The sequence below is a fragment of the Mesorhizobium sp. M0923 genome (assembly GCF_040319365.1).
In the GTDB taxonomy this organism is placed as follows: Bacteria; Pseudomonadota; Alphaproteobacteria; order Rhizobiales; family Rhizobiaceae; genus Mesorhizobium.
Map to the genome: position 1 here is coordinate 73,361 of NZ_JAMYNW010000012.1, position 22,540 is coordinate 95,900.

26 protein-coding genes are annotated in these 22,540 nt (G+C 62.4%); 17 read left to right on the forward strand and 9 right to left on the reverse strand.

Annotated elements, in window-relative coordinates:
* Position 1: 1 nt before the first annotated feature.
* Positions 2 to 919, reverse strand: a complete 918-nt coding sequence (cyoA, locus tag NKH89_RS20810) for a ubiquinol oxidase subunit II (protein WP_352548035.1) — start codon at positions 917 to 919, stop codon at positions 2 to 4.
* Between the two features lie 369 nt (positions 920 to 1,288).
* Between cyoA and NKH89_RS20815 the strand changes: the two genes are divergently transcribed.
* The 12 genes from NKH89_RS20815 to NKH89_RS20870 all read left to right on the forward strand — a co-directional run bounded on the left by NKH89_RS20815 (position 1,289) and on the right by NKH89_RS20870 (position 13,663).
* Complete coding sequence (locus NKH89_RS20815; protein ID WP_352791038.1) at positions 1,289 to 1,495, forward strand: hypothetical protein; 207 nt, start codon at positions 1,289 to 1,291, stop codon at positions 1,493 to 1,495.
* Between the two features lie 32 nt (positions 1,496 to 1,527).
* A complete protein-coding gene (locus tag NKH89_RS20820) occupies positions 1,528 to 2,670 on the forward strand; it encodes an extracellular solute-binding protein (RefSeq protein WP_352856068.1) in 1,143 nt (380 codons plus the stop codon).
* Positions 2,670 to 3,521 carry an IclR family transcriptional regulator gene (locus NKH89_RS20825; RefSeq protein ID WP_352548037.1) on the forward strand — a complete coding sequence of 284 codons (852 nt, stop codon included), beginning with the start codon at positions 2,670 to 2,672 and terminating at the stop codon, positions 3,519 to 3,521. Before NKH89_RS20820 ends, NKH89_RS20825 begins: the two co-directional genes overlap by 1 nt.
* Before the next feature lie 23 nt (positions 3,522 to 3,544).
* Complete coding sequence (locus tag NKH89_RS20830; RefSeq protein ID WP_352909740.1) at positions 3,545 to 4,576, forward strand: sugar ABC transporter substrate-binding protein; 1,032 nt, start codon at positions 3,545 to 3,547, stop codon at positions 4,574 to 4,576.
* Between the two features lie 138 nt (positions 4,577 to 4,714).
* The gene (locus NKH89_RS20835) at positions 4,715 to 5,698 is read left to right on the forward strand and encodes an ABC transporter permease (RefSeq protein WP_023720488.1); all 984 of its coding nucleotides are present in this window, start codon (positions 4,715 to 4,717) and stop codon (positions 5,696 to 5,698) included.
* Positions 5,688 to 7,220 carry a sugar ABC transporter ATP-binding protein gene (locus NKH89_RS20840; protein WP_352909742.1) on the forward strand — a complete coding sequence of 511 codons (1,533 nt, stop codon included), beginning with the start codon at positions 5,688 to 5,690 and terminating at the stop codon, positions 7,218 to 7,220. Before NKH89_RS20835 ends, NKH89_RS20840 begins: the two co-directional genes overlap by 11 nt.
* A gap of 30 nt (positions 7,221 to 7,250) precedes the next feature.
* The gene (locus tag NKH89_RS20845) at positions 7,251 to 8,246 is read left to right on the forward strand and encodes an ABC transporter permease (RefSeq protein WP_352909746.1); all 996 of its coding nucleotides are present in this window, start codon (positions 7,251 to 7,253) and stop codon (positions 8,244 to 8,246) included.
* Position 8,247: 1 nt separating this feature from the next.
* Positions 8,248 to 9,033 (forward strand): SDR family NAD(P)-dependent oxidoreductase, encoded by a 786-nt coding sequence (locus tag NKH89_RS20850; RefSeq protein WP_352640322.1) that lies wholly within the window; start codon positions 8,248 to 8,250, stop codon positions 9,031 to 9,033.
* A 17-nt stretch (positions 9,034 to 9,050) separates the two neighbouring features.
* On the forward strand, positions 9,051 to 10,256 hold the full coding sequence (locus NKH89_RS20855) for a CaiB/BaiF CoA transferase family protein (RefSeq protein ID WP_352909749.1): 1,206 nt from the start codon (positions 9,051 to 9,053) through the stop codon (positions 10,254 to 10,256).
* 2 nt (positions 10,257 to 10,258) lie between these two features.
* The gene (locus NKH89_RS20860) at positions 10,259 to 11,044 is read left to right on the forward strand and encodes an enoyl-CoA hydratase/isomerase family protein (RefSeq protein WP_352909752.1); all 786 of its coding nucleotides are present in this window, start codon (positions 10,259 to 10,261) and stop codon (positions 11,042 to 11,044) included.
* On the forward strand, positions 11,041 to 12,816 hold the full coding sequence (locus NKH89_RS20865; RefSeq protein ID WP_352717485.1) for a CoA-transferase: 1,776 nt from the start codon (positions 11,041 to 11,043) through the stop codon (positions 12,814 to 12,816). The genes NKH89_RS20860 and NKH89_RS20865 overlap by 4 nt, the downstream gene beginning before the upstream one ends.
* 13 nt (positions 12,817 to 12,829) lie before the next feature.
* Positions 12,830 to 13,663: an SMP-30/gluconolactonase/LRE family protein gene (locus tag NKH89_RS20870; RefSeq protein WP_352481464.1), complete on the forward strand. Its 834-nt coding sequence runs from the start codon at positions 12,830 to 12,832 to the stop codon at positions 13,661 to 13,663.
* A 31-nt stretch (positions 13,664 to 13,694) separates the two neighbouring features.
* Here NKH89_RS20870 and NKH89_RS20875 read toward each other — a convergent pair whose 3' ends face one another.
* Together NKH89_RS20875 and NKH89_RS20880 are read right to left on the reverse strand one after the other, a co-directional pair.
* Entirely contained in the window at positions 13,695 to 14,024 is a 330-nt protein-coding gene (locus tag NKH89_RS20875; RefSeq protein ID WP_352640318.1) for an antibiotic biosynthesis monooxygenase family protein, read from the reverse strand.
* A 156-nt stretch (positions 14,025 to 14,180) separates the two neighbouring features.
* Entirely contained in the window at positions 14,181 to 14,759 is a 579-nt protein-coding gene (locus tag NKH89_RS20880; RefSeq protein ID WP_352909755.1) for an EF-hand domain-containing protein, read from the reverse strand.
* A 105-nt stretch (positions 14,760 to 14,864) separates the two neighbouring features.
* On the opposite strand from NKH89_RS20880, the gene NKH89_RS20885 reads away from it, so the two are divergent.
* A complete protein-coding gene (locus tag NKH89_RS20885) occupies positions 14,865 to 15,125 on the forward strand; it encodes a DUF3606 domain-containing protein (RefSeq protein WP_352811898.1) in 261 nt (86 codons plus the stop codon).
* A 32-nt stretch (positions 15,126 to 15,157) separates the two neighbouring features.
* Here NKH89_RS20885 and NKH89_RS20890 read toward each other — a convergent pair whose 3' ends face one another.
* Entirely contained in the window at positions 15,158 to 15,706 is a 549-nt protein-coding gene (locus tag NKH89_RS20890) for a DNA-3-methyladenine glycosylase (RefSeq protein WP_352859092.1), read from the reverse strand.
* A gap of 94 nt (positions 15,707 to 15,800) precedes the next feature.
* Positions 15,801 to 16,130, reverse strand: a complete 330-nt coding sequence (locus NKH89_RS20895) for a hypothetical protein (RefSeq protein ID WP_023720476.1) — start codon at positions 16,128 to 16,130, stop codon at positions 15,801 to 15,803.
* Positions 16,131 to 16,384: 254 nt separating this feature from the next.
* Between NKH89_RS20895 and NKH89_RS20900 the strand changes: the two genes are divergently transcribed.
* Together NKH89_RS20900 and NKH89_RS20905 are read left to right on the forward strand one after the other, a co-directional pair.
* A complete protein-coding gene (locus NKH89_RS20900; protein ID WP_352591929.1) occupies positions 16,385 to 16,903 on the forward strand; it encodes a metallophosphoesterase in 519 nt (172 codons plus the stop codon).
* Positions 16,904 to 16,977: 74 nt separating this feature from the next.
* Positions 16,978 to 17,286 (forward strand): hypothetical protein, encoded by a 309-nt coding sequence (locus NKH89_RS20905; protein WP_352909844.1) that lies wholly within the window; start codon positions 16,978 to 16,980, stop codon positions 17,284 to 17,286.
* A gap of 10 nt (positions 17,287 to 17,296) precedes the next feature.
* Here NKH89_RS20905 and NKH89_RS20910 read toward each other — a convergent pair whose 3' ends face one another.
* Entirely contained in the window at positions 17,297 to 17,530 is a 234-nt protein-coding gene (locus NKH89_RS20910; protein ID WP_352909758.1) for a hypothetical protein, read from the reverse strand.
* Positions 17,531 to 17,765: 235 nt separating this feature from the next.
* Here NKH89_RS20910 and dcm point away from each other — a divergent pair, with 235 nt between their 5' ends.
* Both dcm and NKH89_RS20920 read left to right on the forward strand, forming a co-directional pair.
* Positions 17,766 to 18,974, forward strand: a complete 1,209-nt coding sequence (dcm, locus tag NKH89_RS20915) for a DNA (cytosine-5-)-methyltransferase (RefSeq protein WP_352909761.1) — start codon at positions 17,766 to 17,768, stop codon at positions 18,972 to 18,974.
* A complete protein-coding gene (locus NKH89_RS20920; protein ID WP_352909764.1) occupies positions 18,967 to 19,422 on the forward strand; it encodes a very short patch repair endonuclease in 456 nt (151 codons plus the stop codon). The genes dcm and NKH89_RS20920 overlap by 8 nt, the downstream gene beginning before the upstream one ends.
* Before the next feature lie 65 nt (positions 19,423 to 19,487).
* Here NKH89_RS20920 and NKH89_RS20925 read toward each other — a convergent pair whose 3' ends face one another.
* From NKH89_RS20925 to NKH89_RS20935, 3 genes are read right to left on the reverse strand one after another with little or no spacing between them, the layout of a single operon-like run.
* The gene (locus tag NKH89_RS20925; RefSeq protein WP_352909766.1) at positions 19,488 to 19,991 is read right to left on the reverse strand and encodes an EcoRII N-terminal effector-binding domain-containing protein; all 504 of its coding nucleotides are present in this window, start codon (positions 19,989 to 19,991) and stop codon (positions 19,488 to 19,490) included.
* Complete coding sequence (locus NKH89_RS20930) at positions 19,909 to 21,723, reverse strand: DEAD/DEAH box helicase (RefSeq protein WP_352909768.1); 1,815 nt, start codon at positions 21,721 to 21,723, stop codon at positions 19,909 to 19,911. The genes NKH89_RS20925 and NKH89_RS20930 overlap by 83 nt, the downstream gene beginning before the upstream one ends.
* A complete protein-coding gene (locus tag NKH89_RS20935) occupies positions 21,716 to 22,540 on the reverse strand; it encodes an HNH endonuclease (protein WP_352909769.1) in 825 nt (274 codons plus the stop codon). The genes NKH89_RS20930 and NKH89_RS20935 overlap by 8 nt, the downstream gene beginning before the upstream one ends.

The following is a 22,540-nucleotide window of genomic DNA, read 5'->3' on the forward strand; positions in this document are numbered from 1 at the left end:
GTCAGCCTCCTGTCTTGGGCGATACGCTCGGCTCGGGGCGACCGGCCTGGGGGCCGGGCGCGGGCGGAACGCCCTGCGTCGCGATTTCATGGAAAAGGTCCGGCTCGACCGAGCGATAGGTCGAAGGCGGCACGTCCAGGCTCTGTCTGGCCAGTTCCTGGTAGCTGGCCCTGTCGAGTGCCTGTCCTTGGCTTCGCGCCGAATTGACGAACGCGTCGAAGGCGTCGACCGCGACAGCATGCAGCACGAATTGCATGCCTGGAAAACCGTCGCCGCTGAAGTGGGCCGACCGCCCATAAAATTCGCCCTGCTGATCCGCCTGCAGGTGAAGCTGCGTCGTCATGCCGTTCATCGTGTAGATCATGCCGCCAAGCTGAGGCACGAAGAACGCATTCATGACACTTGCCGAGGTAAGCGAGAAATGCACCGGCCTGCCCGCCGGCACCACGAGCCGGTTGATGCTCGCGACATTCTGCTCGGGGTAGATGAACAGCCATTTCCAGTCGAGCGAGACGACCTGCACCTCAAGCGGCTGTTGCTGGGAATCCAGCGGCTTCATTGGATCGAGGTCATGCGACCCGATCCAGATGATGCCGCTCAGAAACAGGATGACGAGGATGGGGATCGACCAGACCACCAGTTCGATGCGTCCGGAATAGGCCCATTCCGGCAGATACCGCGCTCTTGTGTTGGTTTCCCGGAACCACCAGGCAAAGCCGAGCGTCGCCACGATCGTCGGGATGACGATGGCCAGCATGATGGCAACCGAATTGAGCAGGATCGTGCGCTGCGCCGCGCCGACTGGCCCGTGAGGGTCGAGCACGCCGCCCTGGCAGCCGGCAAGCAGCCCGGCAAGTAGCGTCGTCGCGCCGACGCGGCCAAGAACGGCACAGTTTCGAACGATCGCCCTCGGCAACATGAGATCTCGCCGTTTCCTGAAAACCGATTGGAACGTTGCAGGCAGCGTGGCTGCCAACCCCGAATGTGCGCGCCGGTGTGCTCCTGGCGACAGTTTCTTCACGCACGCGGCTCCGGCTGGCAGAACCACATGCCGTGGATGTCGTTAAGCGGTCAACCTGTCGAGAACCCCTCCAAATCCTAACAAACCAGCGGCAAATCCCCCGCAACCAAAGCCAAATCTTAAGAAACCAGAAACAGTACCCAGATCGAAGTTATCGCCAGAAACGTGGCGAATGCCAAGGCGGCAAACCGGTTCATGGCCGCGCCCACAGTTGGGCCATTTCGTCCGCTCCCTACGACTCGGCGCTGAATCCAGTGACGCTGCCCAATGATGCTGCTCAAGATGGTTGCGCCAACCGAACGTATGTTCGTCGCGAAAGTTCCAAAAAGCCAGACCCGTCGCAGCCTTTGGTTGAAGGCCGGCGACAATGCGATGCGCACCAGCGGCGGTTGGGCGGTTTCCCTGCCAAACGGAGCCGAGACTGGTTTTGCGTATGTAAAAATTACTTGTCTAGGTGAAAATAGTTGCTACTAATCGGCTGGGCAGTTCAGGGAGGAATTTCGGGCATGACAAGACTGCGCGGTCTCGCGTGGGATCACCGACGCTGCTGGGGTCCGCTCGACGCCAGCATCGGGCCGTATTGTGCCGCCAATCCCGGTCTTGAGATCGAATGGGACCGCCGCAGCCTCTACGAGTTCGGCGAGGGCGCGCTTGGTCCGGTGCTCGGCGCCTATGATCTTGTCGTGTTCGACCATCCGTTCATCGGCGATATTGCCGAAGGCGGGCTGATGGTGCCGTTCGATTTGTCGGCTGAGCAGCGCCGCGGCTTCGAACGGGATTCGGTCGGCGCATCCTGGCAATCCTACGCAAGGGACGGGCGCCAATGGGCGTTGCCGATCGATGCTGCCTGCCAGGTTGCCTCGTATCGCCCCGATCTCCTGGAGCGCTACGGGCCGCTGCCGCGCAGCCATGACGAGGTGCTGGAGCTCGGCCGGCGCGCCTTGAAGGACGGCAAATGGCTTGGGCTGCCGTTGGTGCCGACTGACGCCATGTGCCTGCTTTTGACGCTGGGCGAACCGCGGGAAGACGGCGACGAGTTCATTGCCAGGGAAAAAATCGAGCAGGCCGTTGGGCAATTGCGCCAGCTTGCGGCGCTGTCGCATCCGGACTCGCCGAAATGGAACCCGATCCGCTGCTACGATCATATGATCGCGCATGACGATGTGGTCTACGTGCCGTTCGCCTTCGGCTATGTGAACTATGCCTTCAAGGCAGACAGGCCGTATCTGCGCTTCGCCGATGTGCCGACGCCGCGATCCGCCGGCGCCTTGCTCGGCGGCGCCGGCATCGGCGTCAGCACGCAATCGCAACACAAACAGGCAGCCATCGACTACGCGCTGTTTCTGTGCTCGCCCGGCTATCAGCGCGGCGACTATGTGAAATCCGGCGGACAGCCGGGGTCGCTGGCGGCGTGGCAGGATACCGAGGTCAACGCGCTCTCGGGCGGCTTCTTCGCCTCGACGCTGGCGACCATCGAAGCCTCCTATCTACGCCCGACCCATGCGGGCTTCATCAGCTTCTTCCGCCAATGCGCCCCTCATGCCGCGGCGGCCATCGCCGGCGAATTGCCGGCGGCGGAGCTCGCGGACCGGCTGAACCGGCTCTATCGCGAGACCAGGCATGGCCAGCCGCAACGGAGCGTCGCGTAATGGCCGCCGATATTGCCCAGATCGTCGACGAAGGCGAAAGCGGCCGCAACGGCTACCGCGTGCCCGCTGTGGAGAAGGCGCTCGATATCCTGGAATTCATGGCTGCCAGCGGCGAGCCGCTGACCCAGACAGAGATCGCCACCGGAATGGGGCGCTCCATTCACGAGATCTACCGCATCCTGCTGCTGCTGGAGAAGCGCGGCTACATTTTCCGGACGCAATCGGACCGCTTCCGCCTGTCGCTGAAGCTATTCGAGCTGGCGCATATGCATCCGCCGGTAAACCGCCTGGTTGAATGCGCGCTGCCGGTAATGCGTGGCCTCGCCGCCAATGCCGATCAGAGCTGCCATCTGGTCGTGCGCGAAGGCGAGAGCGCGCTGGTCGTGCTGCAGATCGATTCGCCTTTGCCGATGCGTTATTCGGTTGCCCTCGGCTCACATTTCCCGATCCTCGAAACGAGCTCCGGCGCGGTGCTGCTGGCGCATTCGAGCCGCGCCGAGCGCGACCGCATCGTCGAACGGATCGTCGCTGCGGGCGAAGGCCAAGGCAGCCGGGCGGAAATCGAAGCGCGGCTGAACGACGTCGCAAGGCTCGGCTATGAAATGCGCGCCTCGCTGGCTGTCGAGGGCTGCACCAACATCTCGATGCCGGTGCGCGACCATACCGGCGCGGTCATTGCCGCGCTCACAGTCCCGTTCCTGCCGCAAAAGGCCGCCCGCTTCGATCGCAAGACCGTCTTTGAACGGACTAAGGCGGCCGCCGAGACGATATCGGCGGCGCTGGGCGCGGGTGAAGCTGCCTACCCTTCACGTGCCGACCCGGAACGGCGGGACTATCCGTTCAGCAACTGACAAGAAATGCAGGGAGAAGAAACATGAACTGGTCCAAATCAATGCTGTTTGCCTCGGCGGCCGCGCTGGCTCTGAGCGCCGCCGCGGCACACGCCGAAAACATGCCGAAGCGCATCGGCTACGTCACCAACTACGCCACGCATGAGTGGTATCAGAACGTCATCAAGGGCATGCAGGCCCGCGCCAAGGAACTCGGCATCGAACTCGAGGTGCAGGACGCCAATCTCGACATCGCCAAGGAGGTTTCCGCCGCCGAAGACTTCATGGCCAAAGGCGTCGACGTGCTGATTGTCACGCCCGTCAACGAGGAAGGCGTCGTGCCGCTACTGCGCCAGGCGAAATCCAACAACGTTCCGGTCGTGCTCGAAGGCAATCCGGTCAAGGGCATGACCACCATGGTCGCGATCTGCGACTACGACACCGGCTACACCGCCGGCGTCGAAGCCGGCAAATACGCCAAGGAAAAGCTCGAAGGCAAAGCCAAGGTGATGAATGTCGGCCTGCCGCTGCTGTCCGCCACGGTGCTGCGTTCGCAGGGTTTCATGGACGGCCTGAAGACCATCGTCCCCGACGCGGTCATGGTCCACGACCTCGACGGCGGCGGCAATCCGGACCGCGCGCTCGAAGTCTCTTCGGCGGCACTTGCCAAGAACGCCGACATCAACATCATCTACGGCATCAACGATTCCTCGTCGCTCGGCGGCCTTCAGGCCTGGAAAGCGGCCGGCAAGTCGCAGGATGGCCTGTTGACGGTCGGCACCGGCGGCGAAGGCCTTGCCTTCATCAATGCCATGCAGAACGAGCCGTCCTATCGCATCGAAGCCGCGATGTTCCCGGAAAAGGAAGGCTACACCGCCATCGATGCAGCGGTTAAGCTCTTCAACGGCGAAGAGGTGCCGGAACACATCGTCAGCCCGACCGCGCCGATGAACGGCGACGACTGGAAGAAGTTCTACGACTACGACGGCACCACACGAACGATCAAATGGGATGCCGTCAATGCGCTTCAGCCACCGGAAAAATGCATGAAAACTTCCGCCGACCTGAAGAAGTAAGGATTCCGGGTAGCCCTTCCCACGCCGCGGGAAGGGCATCGGATCGGATGCAGGCGGCAAAACAGGTCAACCGCCCTGTTTTGGCCGGCAGTTTCCAAACGGCGACGGCACCCGATGCGGCCCGGAAATGAAATGGACATGAGCGAGCTTACGCAATCCTCCGCGCCAAGGCGTTTCATCGGCGGCCAGCTGCTGGGCAGCAGCCAACTGGTGCTCGGCGTGATCCTGGCCGTGCTCTGCATCGCCATCTCGATTGCGGCGCCGCAATTCTATTCCGAGGCCAACATCATCGCAATCCTGCGCCAATGCGCGCTGGTGCTGATCGTCGCCTCCGGCATGACGATGCTGATCATCACCGCTGAAGTCGACCTGTCGGTCGGTGCGTCGCTGGCCTTTGTCGGCTGCATCGGCATGGCCGTACTCAATTCAACGCACAGCCTGACGCTCGGCCTGCTGGCGGCGCTCGCCTTTTCCGGTGCGGTCGGCCTGTTCAACGGGCTGGTTGTCACCAGGCTCAAGGTGAACTCGCTGATCGCCACCATCGGCACCATGATGATGCTGCAGGGCGGCGTCTATCTGTTCACCCGCGAAGCGGTGCAGAACCACCACCGGCTTGCAAGCTTCACCGATCTCGGCGCCGGCTATATCGGCGCGATCCCGCTGCCGGTGGTGATTGCCGCGCTGATTTTCGCCCTAGCCGCGGCAACGCTGCGCTTCACCACGCTCGGCCGTTATCTTTACGCGGTCGGCGCCAATGAGCGGGCGGTCCGCCTCTCCGGCGTGCGCTCGCAACGCCTGAAGCTGTTCGCCTTCGTCGTCACCGGCCTTTGCGTCGGCATTGCCGGCATGATCCTGTCGTCGCTGATGAATGCCGGCCAGCCGACCGCCGGCCGCGGCTTCGAGCTGACTGTGATTGCCGCCGTCATCCTCGGCGGCACCAGCCTGCTTGGCGGCCGCGGCTCGCTGCTCGGCACGTTGCTGGGCGTGCTGGTGCTGAAGGTCATCGACAACGGCATCATCATCCTCGGCTGGAACCAGGACCTGCAGATGGTGGTGCCGGGCATCGTCATCATCCTGGCGACCTATCTCGACATCGTCCGGAACAGAGCCAATGTCGGTTGACTTCCTCCATCCCGGCAAAACCGCGGCCGTCGATAAAAGCGTGCCGGCGCTGGAGATGCGCGGCATCGGCAAGCGCTTTCCCGGCGTGATGGCGCTGGACAATGTCGATCTGACCCTGGAACCCGGCAAAATCCACGCCCTGATGGGCGAGAACGGGGCCGGCAAGTCAACGCTGATCAAGATCATGGCCGGGGTCTATGGCAAGGATGCCGGCACCGTCCGCCTGCGCGGCCGCGAGGCCGACATCAAGTCGCCGCACGACAGCCTGAAGGAAGGCATCAAGGTGGTGTTCCAGGAGATCGCGCTGATCGCCGAATTCAGCGTCGCCGAAAACATCTTCCTCGAAGGCTATCCGACCGGCAAAGGCGGCTCGATCGACTGGAAGAAGATCCGTGCCGATGCGGCCGCCTTGTTCAAGCGCATCGGCTTCAACGTCGACCCGGCGGCGCGCACGGGATCGCTGCCGGTCAGCCAGCAGCAAATGGTCGAGATCGCCCGCGCGCTCGCCCATGAAGCTCGCGTCGTGGTGATGGACGAGCCGACCTCCTCGCTGACGCCGAACGAGGTTTCGCTGCTGTTCACCGTCATCCGCCGGTTGGCCGCTCTCGGCATCGCGGTGCTCTATGTCAGCCACAAGCTCGACGAGGTCCTCGAGATCGCCGACACCGTTACCGTGCTGCGCGATGGCCGTCACGTCTCGACCAGGCCGATCGGCGAGCACACCAACGGCACGCTGATCCAGGACATGATCGGCCGGCGCATCGAGAACCTGTTCCCGCGCAAGCGCAGTGCGCCGGGCAGCAAGGTAGCGCTTTCCGTTGAAGGGCTCAGCACCGCCAAGAAACTGAAGGACGTATCGTTCGAGGCGCATGCCGGCGAGGTCCTCGGCTTCTTCGGCCTCATGGGGGCCGGCCGGACGGAGCTCGCCAAGGCCATCGTCGGTTACGACCCGATCACTTCCGGCGCCATTTCGGTCGATGGCAGCCGGCTGCTGCCGCACGACACCCACACCGGCGTCCGGCTCGGCATCGGACTGCTCACCGAGGATCGCAAGAGCGAAGGGCTGATGGGCGAGCTGCCGGTCTACCAGAATGCCAGCCTCGCCTCGCTCGGTGCCTTCGCCAGAATGGGCTTCGTCGACAAGGCCAGGGAACGCAAGGCGGTGCAGGACTATGTCGACCGTTTTCGCATCAGGACGCCCAGCCTGTTTCAGCAGGTCAAGAATCTGTCCGGCGGCAATCAGCAGAAAGTGCTGATCTCGCGCTGGCTGATGCGCGGTCTCAAGGTAATCGTCGTCGACGAGCCGACCCGCGGCATCGACGTCGGCGCCAAGTCGGAGATTTTCGCGCTCATCGACCGGCTCGCCGGCGAAGGCCTGGCGGTCGTCATGATGACGTCCGAAATGCCCGAACTGCTGGGCCTTGCCGACCGCGTCGCGGTGATGTGCGAAGGCCGCCTCACCGCGATCATGCCCCGCGACGAGGCCACGCAGGAGAACATCCTCAATGCGGCGATCGGCTAAGATGATGACGCTTCGCAAAGGGAGCAAGCGATGAGCCTTGCAGCCAGCCACTCCACCAAAGCCGGCCCGTCCATGCTGGCACGGCTGCTGGCGCGGCAGGAGCTCGCCCTGCTGCTTTGCCTGATCCTGGTGATTGCGTTCTTTTCCCTGACGGCGGAGAACTTCTTCTCGGTGCGCAACATCACCAATGTGCTCGGTCAGGCGTCGCTGGCGCTCACCGCCGGCATCGGCTGCGCCATCGTCTTCATGTCCGGCGAGGTCGACATCTCGATAGGGTCGCTGCTGGCGACCATCGCCCTGCCGCTGATCATCATCATGAACGAAACCAACTCGCTGCTGCTCGGCATCAGTGGTGCGCTGCTGTTCGGGCTGATCATCGGCGTGGTGAACGGCTATCTGACCGCCTATGCCGGCATCAACTCGCTGATCGTGACGCTGGGCACGATGTTCATCATGCGCGGCGGCGTCTATCTCTACACCGGCCAGCGCGCCATCCCCGACGATGCCGCGCTCGACAGCTTCATTGCGCTGTCGGACGGCCGCCTGTTCAATGTCATTCCGTATTCGGCGGTCATCGCCATCGTCCTGCTCGCCGTCTTCGCCTACATGATGCAGCACCGGCCGTTCGGACGGCAGATCTATGCCGTCGGCGGCAATCCGGAAGTGGCACGGCTGGCGGGTTACGACGTGCGCCGCGTCAAGTTCATCTGCTTCATCATCAGCGCACTGCTAGCAACGGTTGCCGGCATCATCCTGGCCGCCCGCGTCGGCTCTGCGCAACATACGGCCGGGCTGAATTTCGAGTTCCAGGTCGTTGCCGCCACCGTGCTTGGCGGCGTGAGCCTTGCCGGCGGCATCGGCAGCCTGACCGGCATGGCGCTTGGCGTGCTGATCCTGCAATTCCTGTCCAACGGCCTGCGCGGTCTCGGCCTGCCGACCGAGTGGCAGCTGGTCATCACCGGCGTGATCATCATTGCCGCCGTCGCCTTCGACGAAGCGAAGCGCCGGCGTGCCATTGGAGGCTGATATGGATCGTCTCAAAGGGAAAACCGCGATCGTCACCGGCGCCGCCGACGGCATCGGCCATGCGATCAGCGAGGCGATGGCGCGTGAGGGCGCGCACGTCGTCCTCGGCGACATCGCCGACGAGAAGGGTGAAAAATTCGCGGCGGAACTGCGCGCCGCCGGCCACCGCGCCGACTACGTCCATTGCGACGTGGCGGAGGAGGCCGATATCGCCGCCCTCATCGACGCAGCCGTCGCCAAGACCGGCCATCTCGATATTCTGGTCAACAATGCCGCTATCGCCATCGGCGGCATGCCGGTTCACGAAATGACCGACGAGCAGTGGCACCGGCTGATCGCGGTCAACCTGACCAGCGTGTTCCGCGGCTGCAAATATGCGCTGCCGCACATGATCGCGCAGAAATCCGGCTCGATCATCAACATGGCCTCGGCGCAAGGTCATATCGGGCTCGACGGCTGGACCGCCTATGCCGGCGCCAAGGGTGCGGTGATGGCGATGACGCGCCAGATGGCGGTCGAGTTCGGCCCGCTCAACATTCGCGTCAACTCGATCTCGCCCGGCACCATCAACACGCCAATGAACGACAAACTGGTCAAAGAGATCGGCGGCAACCTCGCCAAGGCCTGGGTGAAGATGCATCCGCTCGGCCGCATCGGCAAACCGTCCGAAGTGGCCGAAGCCGCTGTCTATCTGGCCTCCGACGCCGCCGGCTTCACCACCGGCACCGACCTGCGCGTCGACGGCGGCCTCACCGCAGCACCCCGCTACGTACCCGACCTGCTTTGACAACAAACGAGAAAAAAATGAACAAGGCCCTCGAAGGCGTCCGCATTCTCGATTTCAGCCATCTGCTGCAAGGGCCGTTCGCCACGCAGCTGCTCGGCGACATGGGCGCCGACGTCATCAAGATCGAGCGTGCCGGCGCCGGCGACATGTTCCGCGGCATGACCTTCTTCGCCAAATGGGTCGGCGGCTCCGAAAGCCCGAACTTTCTCGCCTGGAACCGCAACAAGCGCTCCATCGCGCTCAATCTGAAAAGCCGCAAGGTGCATGCCATCATCATGGAGATGGCGAAGAAGGCCGATGTGGTGGTGCAGAATTTCCGCCCCGGCGTGCTCGCCAGGCTCGGCTATGGCTACGAGGACTTCAAGGCAGTCAATCCCGGCATCATCTATTGCTCGGGCTCCGGCTATGGTGAGGAAGGCCCCTATGTCGAGCGCCCCGGCCAGGACATGCTGATCCAGGGACTGTCCGGGCTGATTTCCAACACCGGCCGCGGCGATCAGGCTCCTGTTCCGGCCGGCGCCGGCCTCGCCGACCAGATCGGTGCCATGAACATGGTCTACGGCATCCTGTCGGCGCTCTACTATCGCGAGAAGACCGGCAAGGGCCAGAAGATCGAGGTCAATCTGCTGGCCGGCATGCTGGCGCATCTCAACCAGGAATATGTCGCCGTGCTCAATCTCGGCGAGGATTTCGTGCGCCCGAATTCAGGCATCGGCCACCCCGGCATGCAGGCGCCGTTCGGTATCTACGAAGCGAACGACGGCGGCTATGTGTCGATCGCCATGAGCCCGTTCAAGGCGCTGTACGAGGTGCTAGAGGCGCCGCAGCTTGCTGTTTACGACGATCTGAAGACGCTGTTCGACAAGCGCGACGAGGTGTTCGACAAGGTCAACGCCGAAACCAGGAAGTTTGCCACGCAGGATCTGCTGGCGCGGCTGCTGGCGGCCGACATCTGGTGTGCCGAGGTGAAAGACATCCGCCGCGCAGCCGAAGACCCGCAGGTGAAGCACCTGGGCATGATCACCAGCTACGATCATCCGCGCGGCGGCAAGGTCAGGGTGGTCGCGCCGGCGGTCAAGATGAGCGAGACGCCGGCTACCATAGAACGGCCGGCGCCGCTGGTCGGCCAGCATGGCCGCGAGATACTGGCCGAGTTCGGCCTCTCCAGCGATGAGATTGCAGCGCTTGAGGCGTCCGGCGACATGACCGTGGATGCTGCCTGACGATGAGCGGTTACCAGACACTCACCTTGGAAATATCCGGGCGCGTCGCGGTCGTCACCTTCCGGCGCGCCGATCAGCTCAACGCCATGAACCGGCTGATGCAAAGCGAGATCACCGAGGTTTTCGAGGCGCTGTCGCAGGATGACGGTATCGGCGCGATCGTGGTGACCGGCGAGGGGCGCGGCTTTATGGCCGGCGCCGACATCAAGGAATACGCCGCCCAGACAGCTGCCGAGTTCGACGCCTTCCAGATGGCGGGCACACGCATGTATGCGGCGGTCGAGAACAACCGCCAGCCGGTCATCGCGGCGGTCAACGGCTTTGCGCTCGGCGGCGGCATGGAGCTGGTGCTGTGCTGCGACATCGTCATCGCCAACCAGTTCGCGAAGCTCGGCCTGCCCGAGATCAAGCTCGGGCTGGTGCCCGGCGGCGGCGGCACCCAGCGCAGCGTCCAGAAGCTCGGCCGCAACCGCGCCAATCTGCTGCTGATGACCGGCGCCATCGTGCCGGCTTCCGAGTTCGTCGGCGCCGGTCTGGTCAACGAGATCGTCGATGCCGAAAGGCTGATGCCGCGGGCGCTGGAACTCGCCGAGATGATCGCCGCCGAACCGGCCGCAGCGATCGAGGGGCTGAAAGCGCTGACAGCGCATGCCGTGTCGGGCAATCTGGCCGGCGGCCTTGCCATGGAGCGCGACATACTGGGCAGCCTCTGCCGCAGCGAGATCGGCCAGCGGCGCGTCAGGGAATTTGCTGAAAAGAGCGCGGCACGGGCCAAGGCTGCGAAATGACGTCCCTGGTCAAGCAAAACCGGCCGCGCTTCACCGATGTCGAGGGCCTGGCCGCGATGGTCGGCGGCGGCGACGTCTTCGGCGTCGGCGGCCATCATTTTGCCCGGCTGCCGATCGCCCTGCTGCGCGCCATCGCGCGGTTGGGCGTACGGGATTTGCGCTACGTCTGCTGGGCCGGCGGCCTGCCGCTCGAGCTGCTTCTCGAAGCGAATGCCGTGGCGGAAATCGACCTCTGCTTTTCCAGCCTCGATATTTTTGGCTTGCCGCCCCGTTTCCGCGCGACTGCCGAGACCAGTGCCGTGCCGGTCCGCGACTGGACCGCGCTGGCCATGATCCAGGCGTTGCGGGCGGCACAGCAGAACCTGCCGTCGATGCCGTTTCAGCTTCCGCAGGGTTCGGACATGCCGGCGCGCGTGCCCGGCGCGATCGCCGCGCCCGATCCGGTCGACGGAATCACGACCGGGGTCATCCCGGCCTTGCGGCTCGATACGTTCGTCGTCCATGCCCAGCGTGCCGACGAGAGCGGCAATGTCCAGATCATCGGACCACGGGCGCTGGACTTCGCCATGGCCGGCGCGGCGCGCCAGGTGCTGGTCACGGTCGAGGAAATCGTCCCGGTCGGAGCGCTGCGCCATGCTGGTCGCCAAAACATTTTGACCCGCAACCAGGTGTCGGCCATAGCGCTGGCGCCAGGCGGCGCCTATCCCGCCTCCTGCCTGCCATTCTATGTGACGGATTATCAAGCGTTGGCGGGAGCGTTGGCGGCCAAGGAGATACCTTTGGCGGACAGCCTGAGCGTGCCTTCGGAAGGTGTGCCGGAGCGGGTTCAAGACGCTGCGAAAGTCCGCGCTGAAACAGTCCTCGCAATGCCCGGGCTCGTGCACGGCGAAAAGAAGGCATCCATCGACGAGATCATCGCTGCCCGCATCGCCGCCGAGCTCGACAATGAGAGCTTTGCCAGCGCCGGCGCGGTGTCGCCGCTCGCCAATGTCGCCTACCGGCTGGCCAAGGCGACGCACGCGCCGGACATGATCATCGCGACGATGAGTTGCGGTCATCTCGACATAGCGCCGAGCCCGATGATCCTGTCGTTGATCGAGAGCCTCGATTGCGAGACAGCGGTGGCCCATGCCGGCGGCGACGACACCTATTCGACCTATTACCAGGCCGGCGCCGTGACGCATGAGATCGTCGGTGCCGCCCAGGTCGACCGACGCGGGCGCGTCAACACCATTGCGCTGCGCAAGCGCGACGGCAGCCTCATCCGGCTGCCCGGGCAGGGCGGCATGGCTGATGTCGCCAACATGCATCGCGATTATCTGCTCTACGTCCCGCGCCACTCCCCGCAGTCGCTGGTCGACACTGTCGAGATCGCCAGCTCGGCGCGCGGCTTGCTGACAGAGGCCGAACGCGAGCCGATGGGCTATCGGACCGGCGCGGCGCTGGTGTTCACCGATCTTTGCATCTTTCGGCTCGACCGGGAGAGCCGGCAATTGGTCATCGTCGAGACCATGCCGGGCGTGACGCGCCAGCAGGTCCAGGATGCCACCGGCTTCGCCCTGACATTCGATGCCGATTGCCGCGAGGTTCCGCTGCCCTCGAACGAGACGCTCGACATCCTGCGAAACCGCATCGACCCGCTTGGCCTGCGGCGTCTCGAATTCGTCAGCGCCAAGGAGCGTGGCGCGCTTATCGCCGAGATCCTGGCGGCCGACCGGCTGATGGTCGAGCGCTGTATTGCCGTGCAGCGGTCGCATACCGCAACAGGCTGAAGAGGGGTGGCGCATGGCAAAGCCGTTGCTCGAAATGTCGGCCGCGAAGGTCTTCTTCGACGGCATCTTCACCAGCCCGCGCGTCGCCCATCCGGAAGGCGTGGCCATCCATCGCGACGGCTCGATCTGGTGCGGCACCGAAACCGGCGACCTGCTGCGCCTCGCCGCCGATGGCAGCTCGGTCGAGCACATGGGCGGCACGGAGGGCTTTCTGCTCGGCATCGCCTTCGATAGCGCGGACAACTGCTTCGCTTGCGATCTCAGGCATTCGGCGATCTTTCGCTGGAATGCCGGAACGGGTCATATGGAGCGCTTCGCCTCGGCTGGCATCCGCGTGCCGAACTATCCGATCGTCGACGAGGCACGAGGCTGGCTCTACGTTTCCGACAGCCTCGGCGAAGACAGCCGCTCCGGCATTTTTCGCTACGAGTTGAAGACCGGCGAAGGCCGCCTGTGGTGTAGCGAGACCATGGCCTTCGCCAACGGCATGGCGATGGCGCCGGGTGGGAATGGGCTTTACGTCGTGGAAAGCCATGCGGCCTGCGTCAGCTATGTGCCGATCCGTGCCGACGGCACGGCAGGACCTCGCCAGCTCGTCGTGGACGGCGTGAACAACGTCCCCGATGGCGTTGCCTTCGCGCCGGACGGTTCGCTGTTCATCTCATGCTACGAGCCGAGCCGCATTTATCGTTGGCGAAAAGATAGCGGGCTCGAAGTGCTGATCGAGGATCCGGCGGCAACGACGCTCGCCCATCCCACCAACATCGCCTTCAAGGGCGACAGGCTCTACACCTCAAATCTCGGCCGCTGGCACATTACCGAGATCGACTTGACGGCGATTTATTAGGTCGAGCCGAACCGGGCGGCTCTCCTCAGAGCTATTGCAGGCGGCCGTGACTGGAGCGGATGCGCAACACCTGCACCCGCGACGGCAACTCGATCAGGAACTCTTCGTCCCGCTCGAGATGGTGGATTTTTGTCGGATCGCCGCCGGTGAACGCCGCCATCGCCTCGACATTTTCCCAATAGGAAATCGTCACGAACTCTGCATGGGTCGGCGTGTCCTCGCGAAAGGTCTGCACGCCCAGCGCCTTCTCGATCAGCGGCTTGATGCCGGCTTCATAATTGTAGCTTTCATAGGCGTCTGCCTTCTCAGGCAAGGTTCTGCCGCGCCAGATACGAGCGATGGTTGGAGTTTTCTCTGTCATGGCCATTGAATCCTGCTGTCTCGAATCGTTGCGACTCGGCATTCGGCTTGGCAAGGCCAGCCAAGCGATGCATCTGCCAGCGACGGTTTTCGCCCTCCCCGGTCGTCATAGGGGGCGCCGCCTCAGCCAGGGCCTCCTTGCCGACCGGTAGGAGACTTACTCCTGATCCTCGGCGCCTGCTCCGTGGAAGAAGGACCGGATTTCCTGCATGTCGACGCTGCCGTCACCGTCCTCATCGACGGCGTTGAATATCCGCCCGACGAAATCCTGGACTTCGCTCTGAGAAAGCGCGCCATCGCCATCCGCATCCACTATGGCGAACATCATGCGCATCCTCGCGCCATGCATCCCGCGTGCAATACCACCGCGGCCTCCCATCTCCCAACCTCGGTCAGGCGGGCCCATCCTGTAGTCACGATGCCAGTGGTCGCGACCTCGCCGTTCTGTCCGGGGCGCGCGATCCTCTTGCATTCTCTCCTCCAGCATCTCAGTCATCATCTGGCGCATCATATCGCGCATGGCATCCTGCCCGTTCACTGCGGGCGACGGTTCGGCGCCACGATCCGGCGCCGGCGCCGCGGGCGGGCTCGTCTGGCCGAATGCCGGCGCGGTCAATATGGCCAGCGCGGCTGCAATTACAGTGGTTTTGCTTGCGAGCGTCATCGTAACCTCCATCGGTATGAATTGGTGGCCGAACGTGGTCTGCATCCAAGCCAAACCGGCTGCTCGCCTCATGGTTCCTGGGCAGTCGGCACGGCCGCACAAAAGTCCGCCCGATCGCGGCAACGAAAGCGGCTTGCCCACGTTGCCATTGATGCGAAGCTCCACCAGGAGGAAAAAATGGCTGACGATAAGAGCAAGCGAGATTTCCGCGACCGCGATCGCGTTTCCGCGGAAGATGAACGTGAAGTCGAGTATTTTGCCCAACAGAACGGCATTACCGCCGACCAGGTCCGCCGGCTGATCAAGAGCTTCGGCAATGATCGCGGGCGCCTGACCGAAGCCGCGAAGGCGTTGCGAGGGATTTCACCTGCCGGAGCCGACGAGGTGACCAGGGAAGCCCGCCAACAGACAACGCCCATGCATCTCGACAAGGAGTGATGCGTGGCAGCTACTCTGCCGCTGCCGCGGCGTCAGAACTTGCGGCTCAAATAATCCGAACCGCGAAGGCCGAACCGCCACTCCGCATCGACAGCCTTGGAAATGCCGATCCGGCGGCCTGTTAGAACGGCGCTGGCGTCGCCCGGCTGCCTGAATTCGAATGGCGGCACGTCCAGCGGCAGCCCGTCATGGGATTTGTCGATTGCCAGCGCCTGGCAAAGGCGACCTGGTCCCGAACAAAGCAGCCGGGGATCGTCAAGGCCGCGATTGGCCCGCATCACGTCCAGCCCGGATTGCGGTTCGATTGCGCGGACAAGAACGGCACTGCCGGGCAGGCAGACGGCATTGAGGCACCAATGCAGGCCATAGGAGCGATAGACATAGGCGCTGCCGGGGGCGCCGAACATTGCGCCGTTGCGCGCCGTCCTGCCACCGAAAACGTGCGAAGCCGGGTCATCCGGGCGATAGGCCTCGGTCTCGACGATGATGCCGCCAACGCCATGCAAGAGCAGCGTGGCGCCAATCATGTCGCGCGCGACGATGGTAGCGTCTCGGGCAAAGAATTGATGGTTCGTGGTCAAAGTGCACCGGACGGATCGCGCCTCAACCTGGCGCGGCAGCAAGTTCCTGGACCGGACACGAAATGTCCAGCCACTGCTCTCGGATATGCGATATTCAGCGCAGCAGGGCTGCGCCGATGAAAACCGCCGCGGCCAGCACGACGATGGCGGCAATCACCATGACTGGCCCATATCTACTCGGTTGGACGTCGGGCTCATCCTTCAGCGGACGCATCGCATTGGCATAGCTCGCCTGGTTGGTGAACTCCGGCTTTTCATGAGGCGCAGACCGATCCTTTGCCGGAACGCTGCCGGCCGATTCCGCGTCCGTCTCCATGGGAGCCGCGGCTGGGTCGATCCCCGGTGTCTTATCCCCTCCGCGCCCGGCGTCGATATCGCCCCGCGCTTGAGCCGGGCTTCGCCCAACAGGTGCTGCGTCGGTCATCGTCGAGGTCCTTTCAGAGCATCGGCCTCAAGCATTCTAACCTGCGTCTCATTTCAAAGTTCCCACGTTTCAAAGTTCCCCCTTCTTAAAGTTCCCCCTTCTTAATGTTCCAACGAGCGGAAGCCGCCCAGGCCTGTTTACAGGAACAACCGACGATCGAGCGGGTTGAGCAAGCATTGGGGAGAGCAAGATGGACTTGGTGCGCCACGCGCCTACATGCGCGGCAGTTCGACAACAGGCCCCAACGAGCGCGCATGATCTACTTCACCGCCGACACGCATTTCAGCGACCCGCGCATTCTGCGCATCGACCGCCGCCCGTTCGGCTCGCTGGCGGAGCATGATCGGGCGCTCATTGCGTTCTGGAACGAGACTGTCGGCCCGGACGACGAGGTCTGGCACCTCGGCGATTTTGCCAAGGGCTCGGCGTCCTTCGTGTCGTCGCTGCTGTCGTCTCTTCATGGCAGCAAGCACTTGATCATCGGCAACAACGATGCTGCGACCACCATTGACGCGACGGGTTGGGCGAGCACGCAACATTACAAGGAGCTGAGCCTCGACGGCAGTCTGCTGATCCTTTGCCACTATCCTTTTCGCACCTGGAACCAGATCGGCCGGAGGTCGATCGACCTGCATGGCCATTCGCACGGCCGGCTCACCCCGGTCACGCGCCAGTATGACGTCGGTGTCGACAGCTGGGATTTTCGTCCGGTCACGCTTCCCGCCATCCTCGCCAGCCGCGGCCGCCGGCCGGCGCGGACAAAACCCGGCTGAAGGCGGCTGGCCGCAACCGGAACCTCCGCGGAGCTGAGGCGTTCGAAAAATTGCAAGGCGTAAAGGCAACGGCAATGGCTCAGAAGATCACGACAGGCATGAATGACCGGCCGCGCAATGAAACCATCGGCCAATCCGGCGAAGGCCTGCCGGACGACAGCAGCAGGCAGCTCGAGGTCGACGAAGGCTGGGTCGCCCGGCTGAGAGACAAGCTGCTGGGAAAACCCCGGCAAGCCGCTCAGACCAACGCGGACGAAGTTCCGGCAGGCGTTCCCGGGGCAGGCGAGAATATCTGCCGCCGCTGTGCAGGGTCAGGCATGATCGACGGCCGGACCTGCCCCGAATGCGGCGGAACCGGCAAGGTGACGACGCCGATCGGCTGATAAGCGCCGGTCAGATCGCCGGCACCCATTTCCAGAACACGCCCTCCTTGCGGTCGGGGTAGTGCTTGAAGTCGCATTCGAAGCGCCAACCGTAATTCTTGGCGGCCGCAAGCGCCTCCTTGCTGACCGGGTTCATGCCCGTTCCCGGCGCAAACCAGTCCTCCAGCAAATCATCGGGAATATAGGCGCCGATCCTCAAAGGCAGCTTTTCGAGGACGATATCCATTTCAGGTGGTGCAGGCACGGGGGCGCTCCTTTGAAATCTGCTGACGAAGAAATCGTTCGAAGTGAATTCGGTTCCAGAGGTTAGTGAGGTCATGGGCCGAGCTGGATTCGACGTGCGGCTTTCGAGATTGGCTGAGACAGGAAGGATTGGCAGATTGCAAGCATGGCGCACGCGTGAGCCAACCAATTCATTTGTGCCCTGAGTCAGATTCTGCCAAATTGGGAAAAAATGACACAGTAGGAGATTCGGCCCCTTGAACACTCATCCCGTGCCGAGAACCGAATTTTCCATGCTCCGGGAACAGGCCGGACTCACCATTGAAGAAGCCGCTCGGATCACCAGATCTTCAATCAGTTCCGCTTATCGGCACGAGCGGGGAGAATCAGCTCCAACTGCGCTGGCGATGGATGTCCTCAGGCTTGTTGCAGAGAACCATAAGAAGGCGCGCCCAGAGAGCACGTTCCGCTTCATCGACCTGTTCGCCGGCATAGGTGGCCTCCGGTCGGGGTTCGAAACGATTGGCGGCAAATGCGTTTTCACCAGCGAATGGGACAAATACGCGGTGCTAACCTATCGCAAGAACTTTCTGGAGGATCCGGAACATAAGTTTGGGGGTGACATTCGTGAGTTCACCAAAGACGCAAAGGCCTTAGACACCATTCCGAAACATGATGTCTTGCTTGCCGGTTTCCCTTGCCAGCCTTTTTCTATTGCAGGTGTTTCCAAGAAGAATGCACTCGGTCGCAGCCACGGCTTTCTTGATGAGACACAGGGAACACTTTTTTTCGATGTAGCGCAGATCATTAAACATCACAGGCCGAAGGCATTTTTACTGGAGAATGTAAAAAATCTTGAGCGCCACGACAAGGGCAGGACGTTCGAGACGATCCTGAATGTACTTCGCAATGACCTTCAGTATCATGTCACGACAAAAGTACTTAGCTCGCGTCCGTGGGTGCCACAAGGACGCGAACGTATCTTTATTGTCGGGTTCCTTGAGAAAATTAATTTCTCGTTCGATGAGGTCAAAATACCCAACGGTCCTGGGCCGAAGCTTGCCAGCATACTTTCGAAGACAGTTGACCCGAAATACACGCTGACTACCGATCTCTGGCAATACCTAAGGGACTACAAGAATAAGCATACCGCGAAAGGTAATGGATTCGGTTACGGTCTTTTCGGCCCAAACGATGTCGCGCGCACCCTCTCTGCTCGCTACTACAAAGATGGCTCCGAAATCCTGATTGACCAAGGCAAAGGAAAACGCCCGCGTCGGCTCACTCCCGATGAGTGCGCAAGGCTTATGGGGTTCGCGCGCGGGGGTAAGGAATGGTTTATCCCCGTGTCCGATATGCAGGCCTACAAGCAGTTCGGAAACGCTGTGGTCGTCCCTGTGGTAGAAGCTGTGGCGAACGCCATGAAGCCACACATCCTCTCATTGGTTGATCGCGAAGTTGGTTGATATCGTATCCCAGGAGGCGCGTAGCCGGATGATGGCCGGCATTCGGGGGAAGGATACCAAACCCGAGCTGTTGGTCCGTCGCGCGCTACACGCTAGAGGCTTCCGATACCGTCTTCACGGCACGGGGGTCCCAGGGAAGCCCGATTTGATCTTTCCGAAATATCGTGCAGTGATTTTTGTCCACGGATGCTTCTGGCACGGTCATGACTGCAGCCTGTTTCGAATGCCGGAGACAAGGCGAGATTTCTGGAGTGCCAAAATCCTGCGCAACAAGGCCCGCGACCTAAGTGTGGAGCTAGAGCTGATCGCCTCTAATTGGCGGTCGCTGACGATATGGGAGTGCTCATTACGAGGGAGGCACCGGTTGGGCGCTGACGAGACCCTTTCAAGGGCGGTAGCGTGGCTGCTTGAAGGTCAGGAAAACGCCGAACTGCGGGGTTGGGCTTGAAGACTCGGATCAATAGGGTGGGCGATGAATGAACGGCCCGGATTCCGCAGCCAACTGGCGTGACGTTAGTGAAGACGGCGCCATCCGCGAAGGCGCACCGTACGTGCCTTGGGTCCTCCGCCCGTCATATTTTCCGCCACGACGCTAATGCGGATCTGTCCGCTTCCAGGTTCGCCAGAGATCATCATCCGATCACCTGGGCCTGCACCTGCTGCCCGGAAGTATGCCGTCAGATGCGTAATGCGGAACTCGTTCCGCGTTCCCTTGGGGCTATGAAGCCGGTTATTATAATGGATGTAGCGAAGCCTCCAGGTCGTGCCATCCTCGTCGCGGGCCGTCAGCCAGACGCTAGGGTTGAGGGTTTCGGCGTCTAGCGGCGGTAGAAACGCAATTAGATCCCGCTGAGTCTTGGGGACATGAATGCCTGCCTGATGGCTACGCGATCGCCCAGTGTCGTTAGCGGTCAAAGTCTTTTCAAAGCGCTGCTCAGCCATCTTCAGCCTCCGGCCGGATCGTGAGCGCGCGGCGCAGGTCGGCGTGTTCGCGCGCGGAGATTGGGACGGCATCATTAGCGAGATCACGGCGCCAGTTAGACCGGTCTATCATTACCCGCTCAACCGTGTTCTCGTAAAACAGGTGGTAAATCGCTACGGGATCTTTCTGGCCCCGCCGGTGCGCTCGTGCGCTGGCCTGCATTTCGAGCGCTGGATTCCATGCTTGGGTATAGTGGACCACGATCGTGGCGGCAGTTATGTTGAGGCCCGCACCTGCTGCCTTAGGATTGAGCACGAGACAGGCCGGACCTGCATGGACCGTAAATGCTTCTACAATCCGCTGCCGGTCCGACTGCGGCGTCGATCCGTTGATTGCGCCCCAGAAAGCCGGTGGCAGATGCCGCCCCGCCTCGCGGATCAGTTCGCCACACCGATTGAATATTGCAAAAATGAGAACTTTCCGTCCCGTGAGGAAGGCCTCCTCAAGGAGCGCGACCGTACGTTCAAGCTTGGGCGTCATAAGAGGCAAGGTTTGGTTCGAGCAAAGTACAGCGTCGTCATCAGTGTCAGGCTCGCCACCGCCTTGCAGCCAAGGATGCGCGCAGAAAAGCTGGAGCTGTCCTGTCGCGACCAGTGGCCCCGCACTCGGATATCGCGCAAGCGTATTGGCCAGTACCTCCGAATAGTGGGCAGCAAGTTCGTCCCCCAGCTCAAGGGGGACGTCAATGTCACGGCGCTCAGGCAGATCGCCGGCAACGTCCGCCACACGGCGCCGCAGCACAATCGGCGCCGTGATGTCGGCTAGCTGACGCGCAGCCGTTTCATCGTCGGGGTAGTAGGTCAAGAATTGGTTACGCGGGCCGAGAAGGCCGGGAATAGCTAGATCGGTGAGCGACCACAGGTCCTGCAGCGATGTCTCGACCGGAGTGCCGGTCATCGGGATCGTACGGCGGCGCGGCAGCGACGCCAAGACAGTGCGACGCCTGGCGTCCGGGTTCTTCACTGCCTGGGCTTCGTCACAGATCAGCCAACTCCACTCTACACCTTGGAAAATCGCAGCGTCGTTTACGACCGTGTCGTAGGTGGAGACGACGACTTCGGCGCGCACCAACCCCGCTGAAGTTCCGGCGCGGTGTGGGCCGCCGTGAATCATCACGGAAAGGTCGGGGGCAAAACGCAAGATTTCGCTACGCCAGTTGGCCACGAGGCTGGTGGGACAGACGATAAGGGCTGGTGCCGTGGGGTCCGGACGGTCAAAGAGTAGCAGCGCGATAATCTGGACCGTCTTTCCAAGTCCCATTTCGTCAGCAAGGATGACCCCGCCAGTATGGCGAATGGTGTCAAGCATCCACCGGACGCCGCGTGCCTGATAGGGAAAGAGAACCGCATTCAGACCGGGTGGCGCAGCCCCAGGGTCCATCGCTTCGGACTCGGTCTTGGCTGGCGTGAACACCGAAGGCTCAGCTTGGACTTCGATCAAAGGGTTATCGAGCTGCAGTAGCTGCACCACCTTGGCAAAGCTGAGGCTCCCATCCAGAAGATCCCGAACCCTTGCGGGCGTGTCCGCTGGCAGCGGCCGGACCGTACTGCCGTCGAGCACCCAGCTGAAGCTAAGGGCTGGCGCGGGAATGAGGACCGCTTCTCCACCAACTAGCCGCCGCCCGTAGAGGCCGGCCGAAAAACCTGATGCTTCACGCCGAATTCTCAGCACAGGCTGCAGCAACCGCTCGGAGAATAGGACATCCCGCGGAAGGCTTCGCACGACCTCCGCAAACGTATTCGGTGCTGCTGCTGTCCACTCAACCATCGCGACTCAGTATCGCTCTAAGTTCATCGGGCGACCAAGGCATCGGCCGGCGGGTATGGGCAGCACGATGGCAACTTGGACACACCGGGATCAGGTCGGTTTCTGGGTCATAGGCACGCGGCTCACCGGCCAGTGACAGAGGTTGGATGTGATGCACCTCGATGATGTTACCGGCGTCCCCGTAGACGGCAGTCGGGTCGGTGCCGCACACACCGCAGATTGGTCTATGAATCCGGAGGCAGAGGAGGCGATTGCGCGGATTGCGTTCCCGGCGCCTCACCACCGATATAAGCACCGTGCCCTCGATCTCGCCCTCTAAGGTTGGCGCCTCTGGCGGCAAGATAGGGTCATAACCATAGAGTTCGGCCATAGCAGCTAGCATCGGGATCACCATTGCCCGACAGGTTGCGGTGAGCGCATCTGCGCCGAAGCGGTCTTCGACGCCCTTTTGGAGGGCGATGATCGAAAAGCTGCTGTCACGAATATCCCAACCCTCGAGTGACTGGCCGGGAATCGTCACCTCAGCCCCGTTAGCAGCGCTGCGAATGAGGGCACGGGCGAGCTGTTTTTCCTCAGGCTGCGCGACCTGCATCTGCGTAATCGTTCCCGCCGAAAAGGAAGCAAAACGCAGCCGGGCCTCGTAACGTTTGAGGCCCCGTGGGACCAGCTCTACTATCGGGCTGCGCGCCCGGCCGAGATCGTCGAACCAGAGCCTGAGCCCCGTCTGGGCACCGTCCCTCACAGTCTCAACGCCTACGGCTGCGCCAGTTCCGTCCTCGACCTCGCGTCGGATCAGTGCTTGCTGCGCCGCCAGCAT